The 14692-nt window shown below is 45.2% G+C and carries 15 protein-coding genes; 3 read left to right on the top strand and 12 right to left on the bottom strand.

Features of this window, described 5'->3' with window-relative positions; genetic code table 11:
- From yihI to AC6R05_RS17150, 3 genes are all read right to left on the bottom strand, one after another.
- Complete coding sequence (yihI, locus tag AC6R05_RS17160; protein WP_032551082.1) at positions 1-552, bottom strand: Der GTPase-activating protein YihI; 552 nt, start codon at positions 550-552, stop codon at positions 1-3.
- Positions 552-1190 (bottom strand): class I SAM-dependent methyltransferase, encoded by a 639-nt coding sequence (locus AC6R05_RS17155; RefSeq protein WP_500648112.1) that lies wholly within the window; start codon positions 1188-1190, stop codon positions 552-554. The genes yihI and AC6R05_RS17155 overlap by 1 nt, the downstream gene beginning before the upstream one ends.
- 559 nt (positions 1191-1749) lie before the next feature.
- Positions 1750-2367 carry a c-type cytochrome gene (locus AC6R05_RS17150; RefSeq protein ID WP_032551078.1) on the bottom strand — a complete coding sequence of 206 codons (618 nt, stop codon included), beginning with the start codon at positions 2365-2367 and terminating at the stop codon, positions 1750-1752.
- A 148-nt stretch (positions 2368-2515) separates the two neighbouring features.
- On the opposite strand from AC6R05_RS17150, the gene yihA reads away from it, so the two are divergent.
- Entirely contained in the window at positions 2516-3175 is a 660-nt protein-coding gene (gene yihA / locus AC6R05_RS17145) for a ribosome biogenesis GTP-binding protein YihA/YsxC (RefSeq protein WP_500648111.1), read from the top strand.
- Positions 3176-3364: 189 nt separating this feature from the next.
- On the top strand, positions 3365-4012 hold the full coding sequence (locus AC6R05_RS17140) for a GTP-binding protein (protein WP_500648110.1): 648 nt from the start codon (positions 3365-3367) through the stop codon (positions 4010-4012).
- A gap of 278 nt (positions 4013-4290) precedes the next feature.
- On the opposite strand, the gene spfP is transcribed toward AC6R05_RS17140, so the two are convergent.
- From spfP to hemB, 4 genes are all read right to left on the bottom strand, one after another.
- Complete coding sequence (spfP, locus tag AC6R05_RS17135) at positions 4291-4338, bottom strand: small protein SpfP (protein ID WP_438356636.1); 48 nt, start codon at positions 4336-4338, stop codon at positions 4291-4293.
- A gap of 193 nt (positions 4339-4531) precedes the next feature.
- Complete coding sequence (gene polA, locus AC6R05_RS17130; RefSeq protein WP_500648131.1) at positions 4532-7339, bottom strand: DNA polymerase I; 2808 nt, start codon at positions 7337-7339, stop codon at positions 4532-4534.
- Positions 7340-8020: 681 nt separating this feature from the next.
- The gene (locus AC6R05_RS17125; RefSeq protein WP_500648109.1) at positions 8021-8455 is read right to left on the bottom strand and encodes a GNAT family N-acetyltransferase; all 435 of its coding nucleotides are present in this window, start codon (positions 8453-8455) and stop codon (positions 8021-8023) included.
- Between the two features lie 66 nt (positions 8456-8521).
- The gene (hemB, locus tag AC6R05_RS17120) at positions 8522-9565 is read right to left on the bottom strand and encodes a porphobilinogen synthase (protein ID WP_150870538.1); all 1044 of its coding nucleotides are present in this window, start codon (positions 9563-9565) and stop codon (positions 8522-8524) included.
- Between the two features lie 210 nt (positions 9566-9775).
- Between hemB and AC6R05_RS17115 the strand changes: the two genes are divergently transcribed.
- Entirely contained in the window at positions 9776-10537 is a 762-nt protein-coding gene (locus tag AC6R05_RS17115; RefSeq protein ID WP_500648108.1) for a TatD family hydrolase, read from the top strand.
- 306 nt (positions 10538-10843) lie between these two features.
- On the opposite strand, the gene tatC is transcribed toward AC6R05_RS17115, so the two are convergent.
- The 5 genes from tatC to AC6R05_RS17090 all read right to left on the bottom strand — a co-directional run bounded on the left by tatC (position 10844) and on the right by AC6R05_RS17090 (position 14611).
- Positions 10844-11590, bottom strand: a complete 747-nt coding sequence (gene tatC, locus AC6R05_RS17110) for a twin-arginine translocase subunit TatC (RefSeq protein ID WP_150870542.1) — start codon at positions 11588-11590, stop codon at positions 10844-10846.
- An 84-nt stretch (positions 11591-11674) separates the two neighbouring features.
- The gene (gene tatB, locus AC6R05_RS17105) at positions 11675-12082 is read right to left on the bottom strand and encodes a Sec-independent protein translocase protein TatB (RefSeq protein WP_032551068.1); all 408 of its coding nucleotides are present in this window, start codon (positions 12080-12082) and stop codon (positions 11675-11677) included.
- 3 nt (positions 12083-12085) lie between these two features.
- Complete coding sequence (tatA, locus tag AC6R05_RS17100; protein ID WP_032551065.1) at positions 12086-12322, bottom strand: Sec-independent protein translocase subunit TatA; 237 nt, start codon at positions 12320-12322, stop codon at positions 12086-12088.
- A 52-nt stretch (positions 12323-12374) separates the two neighbouring features.
- Positions 12375-14009, bottom strand: coding sequence for a ubiquinone biosynthesis regulatory protein kinase UbiB (ubiB, locus tag AC6R05_RS17095; RefSeq protein WP_032551063.1), 1635 nt, complete (start codon positions 14007-14009; stop codon positions 12375-12377).
- Positions 14006-14611 (bottom strand): ubiquinone biosynthesis accessory factor UbiJ, encoded by a 606-nt coding sequence (locus AC6R05_RS17090; RefSeq protein WP_032551061.1) that lies wholly within the window; start codon positions 14609-14611, stop codon positions 14006-14008. Before AC6R05_RS17090 ends, ubiB begins: the two co-directional genes overlap by 4 nt.
- Between the last annotated feature and the right edge of the window lie 81 nt (positions 14612-14692).

Below are 14692 nucleotides of genomic sequence, written 5' to 3'. Positions count from 1 at the left end.
TTAGCCTTTAAAGTTATCGAGATCGATGTCTTCAAACTGCGACAGTAGGTCTTCATCTGAAGAGGCTTTCTTAGATACAGACTCAGGAAGGTCATCAAACACTTCTTCCTCTTCTGGCTCAAGTAGTCCTAGACGATCCATTAGGAACTCAATGCGATCTAGCTTCTCGTCTACCAGTTTCTGTAGACCTGCACCCAAGTTTTCGCCCGCTTCTAGACGGTCAAGCAAGGTGTTAAGCTGTGCATCGTTCTCAAGCATCTCTAGCTCTTGTTCAAACGACAACTTACGCTCTTGTTTGGTCGGCTTCTTAACCGGTTCGATCACCAATGGAATCTTTTTCTTGCTGCCTAGACGTGGGTCGCGGTTCTGTGCAGCTTTACGCTGTTTCGCTTCGCCACCGTCTGAGTGACGGCTACCTGATTTTAAACCTTTACGTTTCTTCAGGCGCTTACGCTCACGTCCCTCAACATCCGATTCGCTACGGTTGCGAGTTACGATCACTTCAGGAGCACCGTAAGCTCCTGGCTTTCTTGATTTTTTGCTACGGCTCATTACTGGGTCTTCCTCAGTAAAATTACATCATTTCCAACAAATTCGAGTTCGAGCTTATCCCGCTCAGCCAAAAACTGGAATGTTTGGCGGCTAAAAAAGACCACATGCGTCGGATCATTCTTATAGTGCCAACCAGCAAACGCGTCCACGTCAATTACTAGCTTGGTCATAAGACCAATCCAGCCCTCTGGCTTAACTAAATTCAACCATTGCTGCCACACCTTATCGGGTTCATAAAGATGTTCAATCACCTCGGTGGCAGTCATAAAGTCGTACGTCTTATCGAGAACGGCGCGTTCTGGATGATAGTAGATGTCGTACAACTCCATGGTGTGTCCAGCTTCTTCTAACATGATAGATAGCGTAGGGCCTGGGCCACAACCAAAATCTAACCCGTGTGAGTTAGATGAAATTCTGTCTGTTAATGGGTCGGCAATGCGCGACAAGAACTTACGATAGCCAGCATCACTGGGATCATTCTCATGCAGATCGTAGTGTGCTTTCTCTTCGCTTGCTTCTAACCTTTGGTTAGGTTTTACAAATACCAACTCACATTGCTGACACTGCAGATACTCTCTGCGTTTGTCTTCAAAGTAGTGATGCACATCGAGATGATGGCATAAGGGACAAGTATACATAGCACATCCTTAAACAGGGATGCGAAACATACCAGAAAGTGCGTTTAGAGTGGAGAGATATTGGGTGTTTTTTCATCAAATCAATAAAAAAAGCGATAGGAAAACCTATCGCTCTCTAAATCTGCCTATATTGGCCAAAATTTGCATACTCAACTTGGTACACAAATCTCCATTTGTTATTGGTGCTTTCCTTGCCAAATTTGTTTTTTGTTCATCACCCTGATGAATTTTGGCTATCCGTTTCTAACACCTTGTCGCTGGGCTATCCTAGCCTGATCCTTTTCTGTCTATACCGTTAGACTAGACGATCATCCATATCGATTTCAGCTCCAAGCTGATGGCGCATACTTTACTCACTTATCAAAAAACGACAAGAGCGCGACTTCACACTTTTTGTACAGCTATTGAACACCCATAAAGAATGCTGATTTGATCACACCACACATAATGTAAGGCTATATAAAAGACAACGCCCCAGCCAATCATGGCCAGGGCGCATCCTAAATCTTGCTCGAACGTACATTTCTTTGCTCTTAATTAAGAGCGAGAAACCGACAAATTAGTGTAGACCACCAACGTACTTCGATAAGGTTTCAATATCTGCGTCTGTTAGCTTTTTAGCTACATCACGCATCATCGCGTTCATGTCGTTGTTACGGCTACCATCGCGGAATTTCTCAAGCTGTGCCTTGATGTATTCTGCATGCTGACCAGAAATCTTAGGGAAACCAGATAGCTCTGTACCGTTACCACGAGGGCCGTGACAAGCAATACACGCCGTTACGCCACGTTCAGCGTCACCCGCTGTGTATAGAACCTTACCCTCTTCTACTACGTTTTCTGGCGTAGAGTTGTTAGAGATAGGCAGAGATGCGTAATATGCAGCTAGGTCAGCCATGTCTTGTTCAGACAGAGGCATCGCCATTGCACCCATTACAGGTTCATTACGACCTTGTTTACCACCACTAGTCATACCTAACTTGAGATCTTTTAACTGCTTCTCAAGGTATTTCTCATGTTGACCAGCCAGTTTAGGGTACTGTGTGATCAGACTGTTGCCGTCAGCACCGTGGCAGGCAACACATGTTTGTGATTTGGCTTTACCAGCTTCAATACTACCTTGAGCCCATACTGAGCAGCTGGCTAATAGACTCAAAATTAGCGCTAATTTCTTCATGACATTCCATTATAATTATCAAGCTTCCAGTACCACTCTATGTTGCCACTCATGGTACAATAGGCGACCTTATGCCGAGCACGGTTATTTTACACAAATTCACAAAAAAGTAATCAATCGACTACACAAAGTCGAGATGGAGTTAACAGTGAGCGTAAAAATTCATTATCAAAACACGCATTTCATTACCAGTGCACCTGATATTCGTCACTTGCCAGAAGACGAAGGGATCGAAATTGCGTTCGCAGGACGCTCCAATGCTGGTAAATCTAGCGCACTAAATCGCGTGACAAACCAAAAAAGTCTAGCGAAAACCAGTAAGACCCCAGGTCGTACTCAACTGATCAACCTGTTCAAGGTAACTGACGGTTGTCATATTGTCGATTTACCAGGGTACGGCTTCGCGCAAGTACCACTAGAAATGAAGAAAAAGTGGCAGAAGTCACTGGGTGAATACCTTCAAAAGCGTGAATCGCTAAAAGGTTTGGTGGTATTGATGGATATCCGCCACCCAATGAAGGACCTTGACCAACAGATGATCTACTGGGCTATCGATAGCCGCATCCCAGTACAAGTTCTGCTAACTAAGGCCGACAAGCTAAAACAAGGCGCACGTAAAGCACAACTACTCAAGATTCGTAAAGATGCGCAATCTTTTGGTGGTGATGTTGCTGTTGACGTGTTCTCTTCGCTAAAAGGCATCGGCGTTGACCAACTGCGCAGCAAGATGGACGAATGGTTCGCACCTGCGCTTGCTGAACAAATGATCGATGAGCTTGCAGAAGAAGACCGCAACGACGAAGCTTAAAATAGACACATTCGTTAGCTTTGATGAATAAAAGACTTACCCTGCTTATATAAGCGGGGTATTTTTTTACCTAATTTTAATCGGTTAGCGCTCTGAAGTGAGCCATACTGAAAGTCAGAAATAGAATAAATAGATGATAACAATGGTTAGATCGCTGTTATCTAACTTAATGATGGGAAAGGAAGACTCATGTTAAAAAAATGCGTACCTGTGCGAATTTTGGCCCTTGTCAGTTTGCTGATACCGTTGCTGTTAATGCCACTATCGCTGCATGCTGAAGAGACCCAGGCTCCGCCGCCAGCTCTAATGAATGTCGACATGACACTCGACCTCGATGGTATGGAGAAATATGCAAAGGAAGCCAGCCAGTCGCTACAGGTCATCTCAGAGTCATTGCAGTCGATCGTTAATAACCCTAATCTGAGTGAAGACCAGCAACAGGCGCTCAATGAAACAATCGCCAGCATTAACCAATTGAGCGCATCCACAACCCAATCGATCAATCACCTTCCCGAAGTGTTTGAACACTCACGAATGACCTTCCAACAGACCAGCCAAACCCTACTTGACGATATCCAAAGCAAAATCTTGATTGCCTTAATCGCTATCGTTGGCGTCATCATCTTGGCTTTGATTGCTATCTATTTACTGATTCTGAAACCGATGCAACACACCCTCGTCCAAGCCACCAGCAATATCTCGGCGATGGCGCAATCCATCCAGATCACCGCAGAAGCATTGAAATACAGCACCGACAAACAACAGTACTTAATGAAAGCCATTGATCAGAAAAGCGATACTAAGGAAGAGTTAACGACTGAAGAGCAGAACAAATAAAACAGCAACAATAACGAAATCGCTGCACACCCTAGATTTAACAAGGTTATTTTCTCAGGTAAAACAAGGCTGAGAAGCTTTGATGAAAAGTTACATTTTGATCGCTTTATTCCACAAACATCAAATCATTGCGTATTTGTCGATGAGACTGTTCTAGATCAGATAGATAAGCGAAAGGTGAGTTAGGACACGAAATATCGGCGAGAAAGGAGAGGTTAGAAAATTTTCTTCCGTACAAGAAAAAACGCCCCAGTCAAATACTGACTGGGGCGGCTGAATCAGCCTAATCCAATAACGTGAAACAAAAGGTCTGAAAGATAGAACATCTTACCTCTGTACCCTACGAGATTTAATGTACAACAATTGCTCAGAAATGAAAACAATTTTTGTAGTTTTTTTTCATGAATGTTTTATTAAAACACTTCGAACGCTTGAAGTAGCTAGCTTTATTCATGACAAAAAAAAGCCAGTGTTTGTGCACTGGCTCATACTAATTTCGCAAATAAGGTTAAAAAGTGATTAGTGGGCCTGATCCCAGTTGTCACCATGGCCAGCTTCCGCAACCAGTGGGACATCTAGCTCAGCGGCTGATTCCATCAATTCTTGTACTTTACTTTCAATTTCAGCTAATGCTGACTCTTCTACTTCAAACACCAGTTCATCGTGTACTTGCATCAGTAGTTTCACGCGACCTGCGCCTTCAGCTTGAATCCACTCGTCCACCAATAGCATCGCTTTCTTGATAATGTCTGCCGCAGTACCTTGCATTGGTGCGTTGATCGCCGCACGCTCCGCTGCCTTACGACGCATACCGTTACGAGATTTGATTTCTGGTAGATGTAGACGACGACCGTAAATCGTCTCAACAAAGCCCTGCTCAGAAGCGGCACTGCGGGTGTCTTCCATGTACTGCATTACGCCAGGGTAACGCTCAAAGTAAGTGTCCATGTAGTGCTGTGCTTCGCCACGAGGAATACCTAGCTGCTTCGCAAGGCCAAAGGCACTCATACCGTAGATAAGACCAAAGTTAACCGCTTTCGCGCGACGACGCTGCTCTGAAGTCACATCATCAATGCTCACGCCGATGATCTCAGCTGCCGTTGCTGCGTGGATATCTTTGCCTTGTTGGAAGGCTTCAAGTAGCGCTTTATCGCCAGATAGATGCGCCATGATACGCAGTTCAATCTGAGAGTAATCGACAGCAAGAATCTTCCAACCGTGAGGTGCAACAAATGCCTGACGAATACGACGGCCTTCTTCGTTACGAATTGGAATGTTCTGTAGGTTTGGATCTGTCGAAGATAGACGACCTGTCGCCGTTACCGCTTGGTGGTAAGAGGTATGTACGCGACCTGTCTCTGCATTAATCATCTTCGGTAGCTTGTCTGTGTAAGTCGACTTCAGTTTAGCTAAGCCACGGTATTCCAGAATCAACTTCGGCAGTGGGTAGTCCAGAGCCAGCTCTTGAAGTACTTCTTCATTGGTTGATGGTGCACCCGATGGCGTCTTCTTCACCACAGGTAGACCCATCTTCTCGAATAGAATCGCTTGCAGCTGTTTTGGTGAGTTCATGTTGAACTCTTGCTCAGCAATTTCGTAAGCCTTCTGTTCAAGCTCATCAAGGCGTGCAGCAATTTCTTGCGACTGTGCGCCTAGCAGCATGTCATCGACAAATACACCAGTGCGTTCGATGCGAGAGATCACCGGCACCAATGGCACTTCAATCTCTTCGTAAATCGCTTTTAGCTTTTCATCTTGCTCAATGTTTTGCACCAAACGGTTATGCAGACGCAAGGTTACATCCGCATCTTCAGCAGCGTATGGAGACGCCTCACCTAGTTCGATCTGGTTGAACGTCAGTTGCTTCTTGCCCTTGCCTGCAATCTGCTCGAATGAGATGCAGCTGTGTTGTAGGAAACGCAGCGCAAGACTATCCATATCATGCTTACCACCTACGCTGTTAAATACGTAAGATGCCAGCATGGTGTCATGCTTAATGCCCTTCATCTCAATGCCGTAGCGCGCAAGCACAGACGCATCGTACTTAAGGTTCTGACCGACTTTGGCTTGACTATCGTCTTCTAAAATCGGCTTCAGCTGTTCTAGTACCCAGTCACGATCCAGCTGCGCTGGCGCGTCTAGGTAGTCATGTGCCACAGGTACGTAAGCGGCAACACCCTCTTCTGTCGCGAATGATAAACCAACTAGGTTCGCCACCATGTAGTCAAGGCTGTCAGTTTCTGTATCAAAGGCAAACACTTCCGCTGCTTTTAGCTTTTCTAGCCACGCATTGAAGTCTTCTTCGTTCAGAATCGTTTCGTACTTGCTGCGATCAATGGTCACTGCAGAGGTGTCCATCTCAACGCTTGATGATGTCGATGCAGCCGCAGAGCGCGTAGCACCCGCTGCGCCAGAATTTTCATCGGCTTCAACCACACCTGTGCCGCCTTCTAGCAGCTCATTGAGCCATGATTTGAAGACTAACTGGCCGTAAAGCTTGATCAGCTCGTCTGTGTTTGGCGTTGCTTTAACTAAGGACTCCGGTGTCTCTTCTAGTTCGACATCCAGCTTGATGGTCGCTAGTTCATAAGAAAGTTTGGCATTTTCTTCGTTATCAACCAGCTTTTTGGCCATGGTTTTCGAGCCACGGAATCCAAGTGCTGCAATATCGTCTAGGTTTTGGTACAGCTTTTCGATACTACCGATGCCCTGAAGTAGTGCAGTCGCCGTTTTATCACCAACACCCGGTACGCCTGGGATGTTATCCACTTTATCGCCCATCAGTGCCAAGTAATCGATGATCAGCTCAGGTGGAATACCAAACTTCTCAATAACACCTTCACGATCCATCACAACATTCGTCATGGTATTGATCAACGTAACGTTATCATCAACCAGCTGAGCCATATCTTTATCACCAGTACTGATCAACACAGGCATACCTGCTTTTGATGCTTGTGACGCAAGCGTACCGATAACATCATCCGCTTCCACGCCCGGGATCGAGATCAATGGCAGACCCATTGCACGAATCACATTGTGTAGAGGCTCAATCTGGCAACGCAGATCATCCGGCATTGGAGGACGGTTCGCCTTATATTCTGGATACATATCATCACGGAACGTTTTGCCTTTTGCATCGAAAATAACGGCAATACGATCTGAGGCGAATTGACGCATCATGCTACGCAACATGTTCACCACACCATAGATGGCATTGGTAGGAATATCACCATTACTCATGGTGCCCGGGTAAGCATGGAACGCGCGATATAAGTAAGAAGAGCCATCAATCAGAATCAATGGATTATCAGGAATACGAGCCATAATGTTTGTGTATCCAGTAATAAGTACAGAAATGATGAGGTAAGCATGCCACGTATAGTGACGGGATTCCACGTTGTCGATCTGTATCCGTAGAATGGGTTGTGTTTGTTATAAACAGAATCTTGTTATTTTTTGTTCCACAAGCCGCTCCATCTGTGGATAACTCTGTTTATATTATTTATCCACCCTGTTGAGAAGTTGGTAAAATGAAACAAAAATACACCATAAACTATTGAAATAACTAAATAAAAATAGAGATCGAACATATGATCAACGATCTTTTTTCGATCTTGCGTTGTGGAAAAGAATATTGATGAGGATTTATGCATGCACCTTTATGGTGCTATATATGCATCTTGTTGAAATTGAGATAGAAAAAAAGCGACACCCGAGGATGTCGCCTAGCAAAAAGCGGTGAAGCTATTCAATTGAATACCACAGCTTAACCAAAAAGCTATAAATTACACTGGAAGCAATGTGAGCAATGTCGTGTCAAAAAGAACTTAGTTTAAGTTCGCGAGAATTCTGTTGGTAACTCAGCGGAGCGCTTAGTTACTAAACATCCTTGTGAACATTTCCTCATTCCCTAAGACGCAGTTAATAATAATGATTCTCATTTGATAGTCAACAATTAAATGATAATAAATCTCATTTAATTGTAATTGTCATCAAACCTTCATCTCACATCTGCTTCACAAAGTGCAGTCTATTCTCTTTAATGTCTTCTTTTTGTTCGAAATTTTCTATCATGTAGTCATTTCTCAATAACAATCTCAACATCGAAGAAAACTGGTTCCTGGACTTCACTTTTAGCTGTTTATAGCCCTGATCTCGTACCCATTGCTCCTGAACATCTAATTGAAGCTGCGCGACGCCTTTGTTTCGAGCCAAAGGAGAGACTCCGCCAAACCAGCTGTAAAAAGTTTGCTCATCTAACTGATAACCAATTTTAAAGCCGAGCAGTTGCCCATCCTCTTCAGCAACGAGTACTAGCTGTTTTTTGTCTTGTAGGCGCGCTGAAAGAGATTCAACACTCTCTTTGTGGCTGAACTCATCGATCTGTTCCACAACAGCTACACACTCTTCCAGCGTCCCCTCACGAACCACAACGGTCATTTTAAATCTCCTAAAAACGAATAAAGGCCAGCGTAATGGCTGGCCTTTTAAGATTTGTCTCGACGACTATTTGTTTCTTAGAAACTGTGCTGCTTGAGCATCGTCTTCTGCTAGCCACTCAGCCACATCTTTAGCGAAGTAAGTTAGGATGCCATCAGCACCAGCGCGCTTAAAGCACAACAGAGATTCTAGTACTGTTTCGCGCTCTTTTAGCCAGCCATTTTGAATCGCAGCTTTGTGCATCGCGTACTCACCAGACACTTGATATGCAAATGTTGGTGCTTGCAGTTCATGCTTCACACGACGAACAATGTCTAGATAAGGCATACCTGGTTTCACCATCACCATATCTGCACCTTCGTTCAGGTCCATAGCCACTTCGTGAATCGCTTCATCACTGTTAGCCGGATCCATCTGGTAGTTTTTCTTATCACCACCTTTCAGGTTAGATGCACTGCCGACGGCATCACGGAATGGGCCGTAGTAGCACGATGCATACTTAGCTGAATACGCCATGATTTGAGTATGAATGTGACCCGCTTCTTCTAAAGCTTCACGGATCTTACCGATACGACCGTCCATCATATCTGATGGTGCGACAACATCAGCACCCGCTTCTGCATGTGACAGAGCTTGCTTGATCAGAACTTCGGTTGTTTCGTCGTTCATCACATAACCATCTTCATCAATGATGCCGTCTTGGCCATGAGTCGTGAATGGGTCTAGTGCTACGTCGGTAATCACACCAATGTTTGGCACATGCTCTTTCAATGCGCGTACAGCACGCTGAACCAAACCTTCTGAGTTGTGCGCTTCTGCTGCACATAGGCTTTTCGCGTCTTGGTTAACAACGGGGAACAGTGCAATCGCAGGCACCCCAAGTTGAGAAAGGTATTCTGCTTCTTCCAACATCAAGTCAATTGAAAGGCGCTCAATGCCCGGCATAGACTCAACCGTTTCACGACGGTCCTTACCCATAAGAATGAACATTGGGTAGATTAAGTCATTAACTGATAACTGGTTTTCTGCCATTAAGCGGCGGCTGAAGTCGTGTTTACGCATACGACGCATGCGACGACCTGGGAACTGACCTTGAATAGATACAGACACGTGATTCTCCTTGCCTAGCCTAGGTAAACAACTACCTAGATTATAAAAAGTGCAAAATAGTTGGCAAAAGCATATCACCGCTAGCTAAAGACGCTAGCAGTAAAACCTAAATCCCCCGTAAAAACCGGGATAAATGGCAAAAAATGACCTTCTCCTCACACTGCCGTATACTCTTGGCAACTCGTTTCTTCAGCTTTTCAGGACACCACCATGATCGATACTCATGCCCATATCTACGCTAGTGAATTTGATAACGACCGCGAGCAAGTAGTCCAACGTGCGCTAGCCCAAGGCATTGATCGTATTTTACTGCCTAATATCGACCTCGATTCAATCGAACCTATGCTCGCAACAGAACGTCAATTCCCAGAGGTTTGCCGTTCAATGATGGGGCTTCACCCTTGCTATGTTGATGGAAATATTGAAGAAACACTGAAGACTATCCGCGCTTGGTTCGACAAACACAACTTTATCGCCGTGGGTGAAATTGGCATCGACCTTTATTGGGATAAGACCTACAAAGCAGAACAAGAGTACGCCTTTGTGACTCAGCTGCAGTGGGCCAAAGAACTAGACCTACCGGTTGTTATCCATACCCGAGATTCAATTGAAGAGACCTTGGCCCTGTTAAAGCAACAGCAAGATGGCAGCCTTCGTGGCGTGTTCCACTGCTTTGGTAGCAGTTTAGAAGAAGCTCAAGCGATCAATGCGCTCGGTTTCCACTTAGGTTTGGGTGGCGTTTCGACATTCAAGAACTCTGGGATGGACAAGGTGATTCCACATCTAGATATGGATCTAGTGATCCTAGAAACTGATTGCCCTTACCTAGCACCAACGCCAAACCGCGGCAAGCGCAATGAACCAGCTTATACAGAACTTGTCGCAAAACGAATTGCCGATTTGCGAGGTATTACATTTGAAGAAGTCGATGCGATCACAACAAAGAATGCCAAACAGCTGTTTAAATTATAGCCTAACATACTGTTAAAAAATGATATAAAGTTACAATTTCTATTTGAGTTAGCAGCTCAATCGATCTAATATCACCCGTCTGCATATGGAGGTGGTTGATTATGTGTGACCATGCACAAAGCTTACAACGTCAACATCGAACCTTTTGGCATAAACTTATTGGTATCAAAGAGATTTACGTCTGTCAGAAATGTGGCTACCAGCTAAAAATTCGATAATAATAAAACAAAAAAAGCGGCCATCAGGCCGCTTTTTTTGCTTAAAGATTCGACAATCGAGTCTTTAAACACTAATTGCGTAAAAAGCTCACGACTCTACTTCGTCTTCTTCATCTTTGCGTACATAGAAACGAGCAAAGAATAAGCCCACTTCGAACAGAATACACATCGGAATCGCTAGTAGAGTCTGAGAAATCATATCTGGTGGTGTCAGCATCATACCGATAACAAACGCACCAACCACAATGTATGGACGTTTCTCTGAGAGAGATTTTGGATTCGTCGCTCCAGTCCAACACAATAAGATGATCGCTACAGGTACCTCAAAAGCGATACCAAAGGCTAAGAATAACGCCAGTACGAAATCTAGATAGCTAGAGATATCCGTTGCGAACTCGACCTGCCCCAAAGAGATAGTGGTGAAGAAGGTAAATACCAACGGAAATACCACAAAGTACGCAAAGGCAACACCGCAGTAGAACAGCAGTGAGCTCGATGCCATTAGCGGCATGATCAGTCGCTTCTCATGCTTATACAAGCCCGGCGCAACAAAGGCCCAAACCTGATACAAGATAAATGGAACGGCGACAAAAATAGAGGCAACAAGCGTTAGCTTCAACGGCGTAAAAAACGGCGAAGCAACATCGGTTGCGATCATAGTAGCCCCTTCCGGTAGACGCTCTACTAAAGGAGCCGAGACAAACTCATAGATGTCATTGGCAAAATAAATCAGCCCTAGAAACACCACCAATACGGCAACAATGGCACGCAATAGGCGATTACGAAGCTCTAGTAAGTGACTGATTAAAGGCTGTGTCTGCTCAGTCGAAGACATGTCAAACCTCTTAATAAGGACGATCGAAAAGGAGCCGCACGTATACTTATCAGTTCAAGTACTTCGCGACTCCTCCTTGCGAGACTATTCGGCTTTTTTATCTGGCGTAGCTGATGCCTCACTGTTGATCTGAAGTGATTCATGATCCGCAGTCTCAGTGTGACTCGTTTGAGCCTCACTTGGCTTATCAGACTCAGGCTTAGCGTATGGACGTTGAACTTCAGCAGCTGCCTGCTTCAATTCATCCACCGACTTTTTCAGCTCAGGAGAGAGATCTTCCATCCCCATTTGCTCAGCCTTACGCAGGTTTTCTTGCAGTTCTTGCACCTTAAGTTCATGTGAAAGCTCATCTTTCACACTGTTCGCCATGCTCTTCGCCGACCCAATAAACTTGGAGACACTACGAATTGCCACAGGCAAACGCTCAGGTCCTAAAACAACTAACCCGACGACAGATATTAATACCAGTTCCCAAAAACCGATATCAAACACGACTTACGCCTGCTCTTTGTCTTTCTTAGTTTCAGCAGTTGCGTCAGTCTTCTGCTGTTCAATGTTTTTTTGTTCAAAGTCTGCATCTTTCTTTGCAGGCTCTTCATCATTCATTGCTTTCTTGAAGCCTTTTACTGCTGAACCTAGGTCACCACCCATACCGCGTAGTTTCTTCGTTCCAAACAGCAAGATTACGATTACAGCAATGATTAGAAGTTGCCAAATACTGATTCCACCCATTGTCATTGTCCTCGGGTCTGTCTACAAAAAAATTATTAAGGAAGTCTACCGCTTAACGACGGTAAGCTCGCCAACTTAGCAGCCAAAATGTGACACCTGCGATGCCACAGCCCATAGATAGCTGCTCGTAAGGGCTTGAAACTAATATTGCGGAGCATACGACTAAAGTTGCTCCAACGCCAAACAAAAATTTACCTGTGGCTTGCTGACGCTTACTTTCTCTATAACCTTGATAAAGCTGGTCCATTCGATGGTTCATCGCTTTACCTTGGCGCAAGCTGTCGTAGAGTAGCTCAGGCAATTCCGGCAGTTTCTCTGCCCAGAAAGGCGCTCGGTCTTTAACAGCGTTAATCACTGCCTGTGGACCCACTTGGTTCATCATCCAAGTTTCTAGGAAAGGCTTCGCCGTCTCCCACAGATCCAGCTGCGGGTAGAGCTGACGCCCCAATCCTTCAATGTACAACAAGGTCTTCTGTAGCAGGACCAGCTGTGGCTGAACCTCCATATCAAAACGCCTTGCTGTATTAAATAAGTTTAGCAATACATGGCCAAACGAGATCTCACCCAACGGTTTAGCGAAGATCGGCTCACATACCATGCGAATCGCGAACTCAAAATCATCAACATTGGTGTCGCGTGGCACCCAACCCGAATCGACGTGCAGCTCAGCCACTTTGCGATAGTCGCGGTTGAAGAAAGCCAGTAAATTCTCAGCCAAGTAGCGCTTATCTTCGCCATTTAGCGTGCCAACAATGCCGCAATCAAGACCGATCCATTGTGGGTTGTCTGGATTCTCTGGGTTTACGAATACGTTGCCCGGATGCATGTCAGCATGGAAGAAGCTGTCACGAAACACTTGGGTAAAGAACACCGAAACACCGCGCTCTGCCAACAGCTTCATATTGGTGCCATTGGCTTCTAGCATTGGGATATCCGATACTTGGATACCGTAGATGCGTTCAGAGACCATCAAGGTTTCACTGCTCAGATCCGGTAGTACCTCCGGAACATACAGCTCTTCACTGCCTTCAAAATTACGACGCAGCTGAATTGCGTTAGCCGCTTCACGTCTTAGGTCGAGTTCATCGAGTAGCGTTTTCTCGTACTCTTTGACCACCTCAACCGGTTTTAAACGACGTGCTTCAGGAAGCGACTTGGCGACTATACGCGCCATTCGGTGCATCAGTTTTAGATCTGCATCAATCACAGGGCGAATATCAGGGCGAATTACCTTAAGTACGACCTCGCGACCGGAATCTTTGAGCTTTGCCGTATGCACCTGTGCGATGGATGCGGATGCCAACGGCTTAATGTCAAAGTCGGTAAACCAATTATCTAAACTGCCACCCAGTGCCTTTTCCATATCGCGTTTGGCCAACTCACCGTCAAACGGCGCCACTTGGTCTTGCAGCAGGGCTAACTGATCAGCTATGTGCGGAGGGAACAGGTCGCGTCGTGTCGACATCATCTGACCAAACTTAATCCACACAGGGCCAAGCTCTTGCAATGCTAAACGCAGGCGGTGGCCCAATTCTTTATCTTGATGGCGATTTTTGAGCCAAAAAAGAGACTTTCTTGCCAGCAACGGCGCTTTGGTCAACTGGTGCTCAGGCATCAGTTCGTCAAGGCCGTACTCCAACTGTACCTTAATAATATGATAAAGACGTTTCAGTTCTGTTGGAGTCATGCTTTCTCCAATAGAGCGTTCAATTTAGCTTCAAGGCGAGCGGCTGCGCTTTTTACATCATCAACCTGATCACAGAAGTGTGCGACTTCTAACGGTGCCGGAGCGATCTTCCACTCTTCAGTCAATACTTGTGCAAAATGGTTCTGGTGTTTGTTGGCTTGAGACGCGACAAAACCGCCAACGTTCTTCACACCTTGCACTAACGTGTGCGCCACAACATCACCGGTGACGCGCGATAGCCACTCTTCAAGATCTGGCTTGCAGTCTGTCATCAGTTGAGCAAACTTCTGCGCCAACTGAATATCACCTTCAAGAATCAACTTATCTTGCTTGATTAGCTTAGTGATGTTCGATTGTTCACGTAATTCTGGAAGTACTGATAAGTTCAAAGAGAGGTAACAGTCTGGCTGCCCTTCGTAATCCGCTAATACGTCTATCTGTTGGCTAAACACAAATGTCAGAGTCTTATTGAGCTCTTTGAGATTCACCTGAATGATCTGGCCCTTTAAACGCGATAAACGACGAACCAAATCTGGGTCGTCGTTGACGAGAGTATTCAAAGAGGTTTCGATAACCGCCGTTACTAGTGGGTCAAATGGCATGACTGTCCTTACCTTTGAAAACGGATAAGCCGAAACCTATCCGTTGTATCTTATTATTCGTTGTCGATTTTACTTGGGTTC

This window comes from Vibrio sp. R11-SG3-ISO9, assembly GCF_059834255.1.
This window is presented reverse-complemented; position numbering and strand designations above follow the sequence as displayed.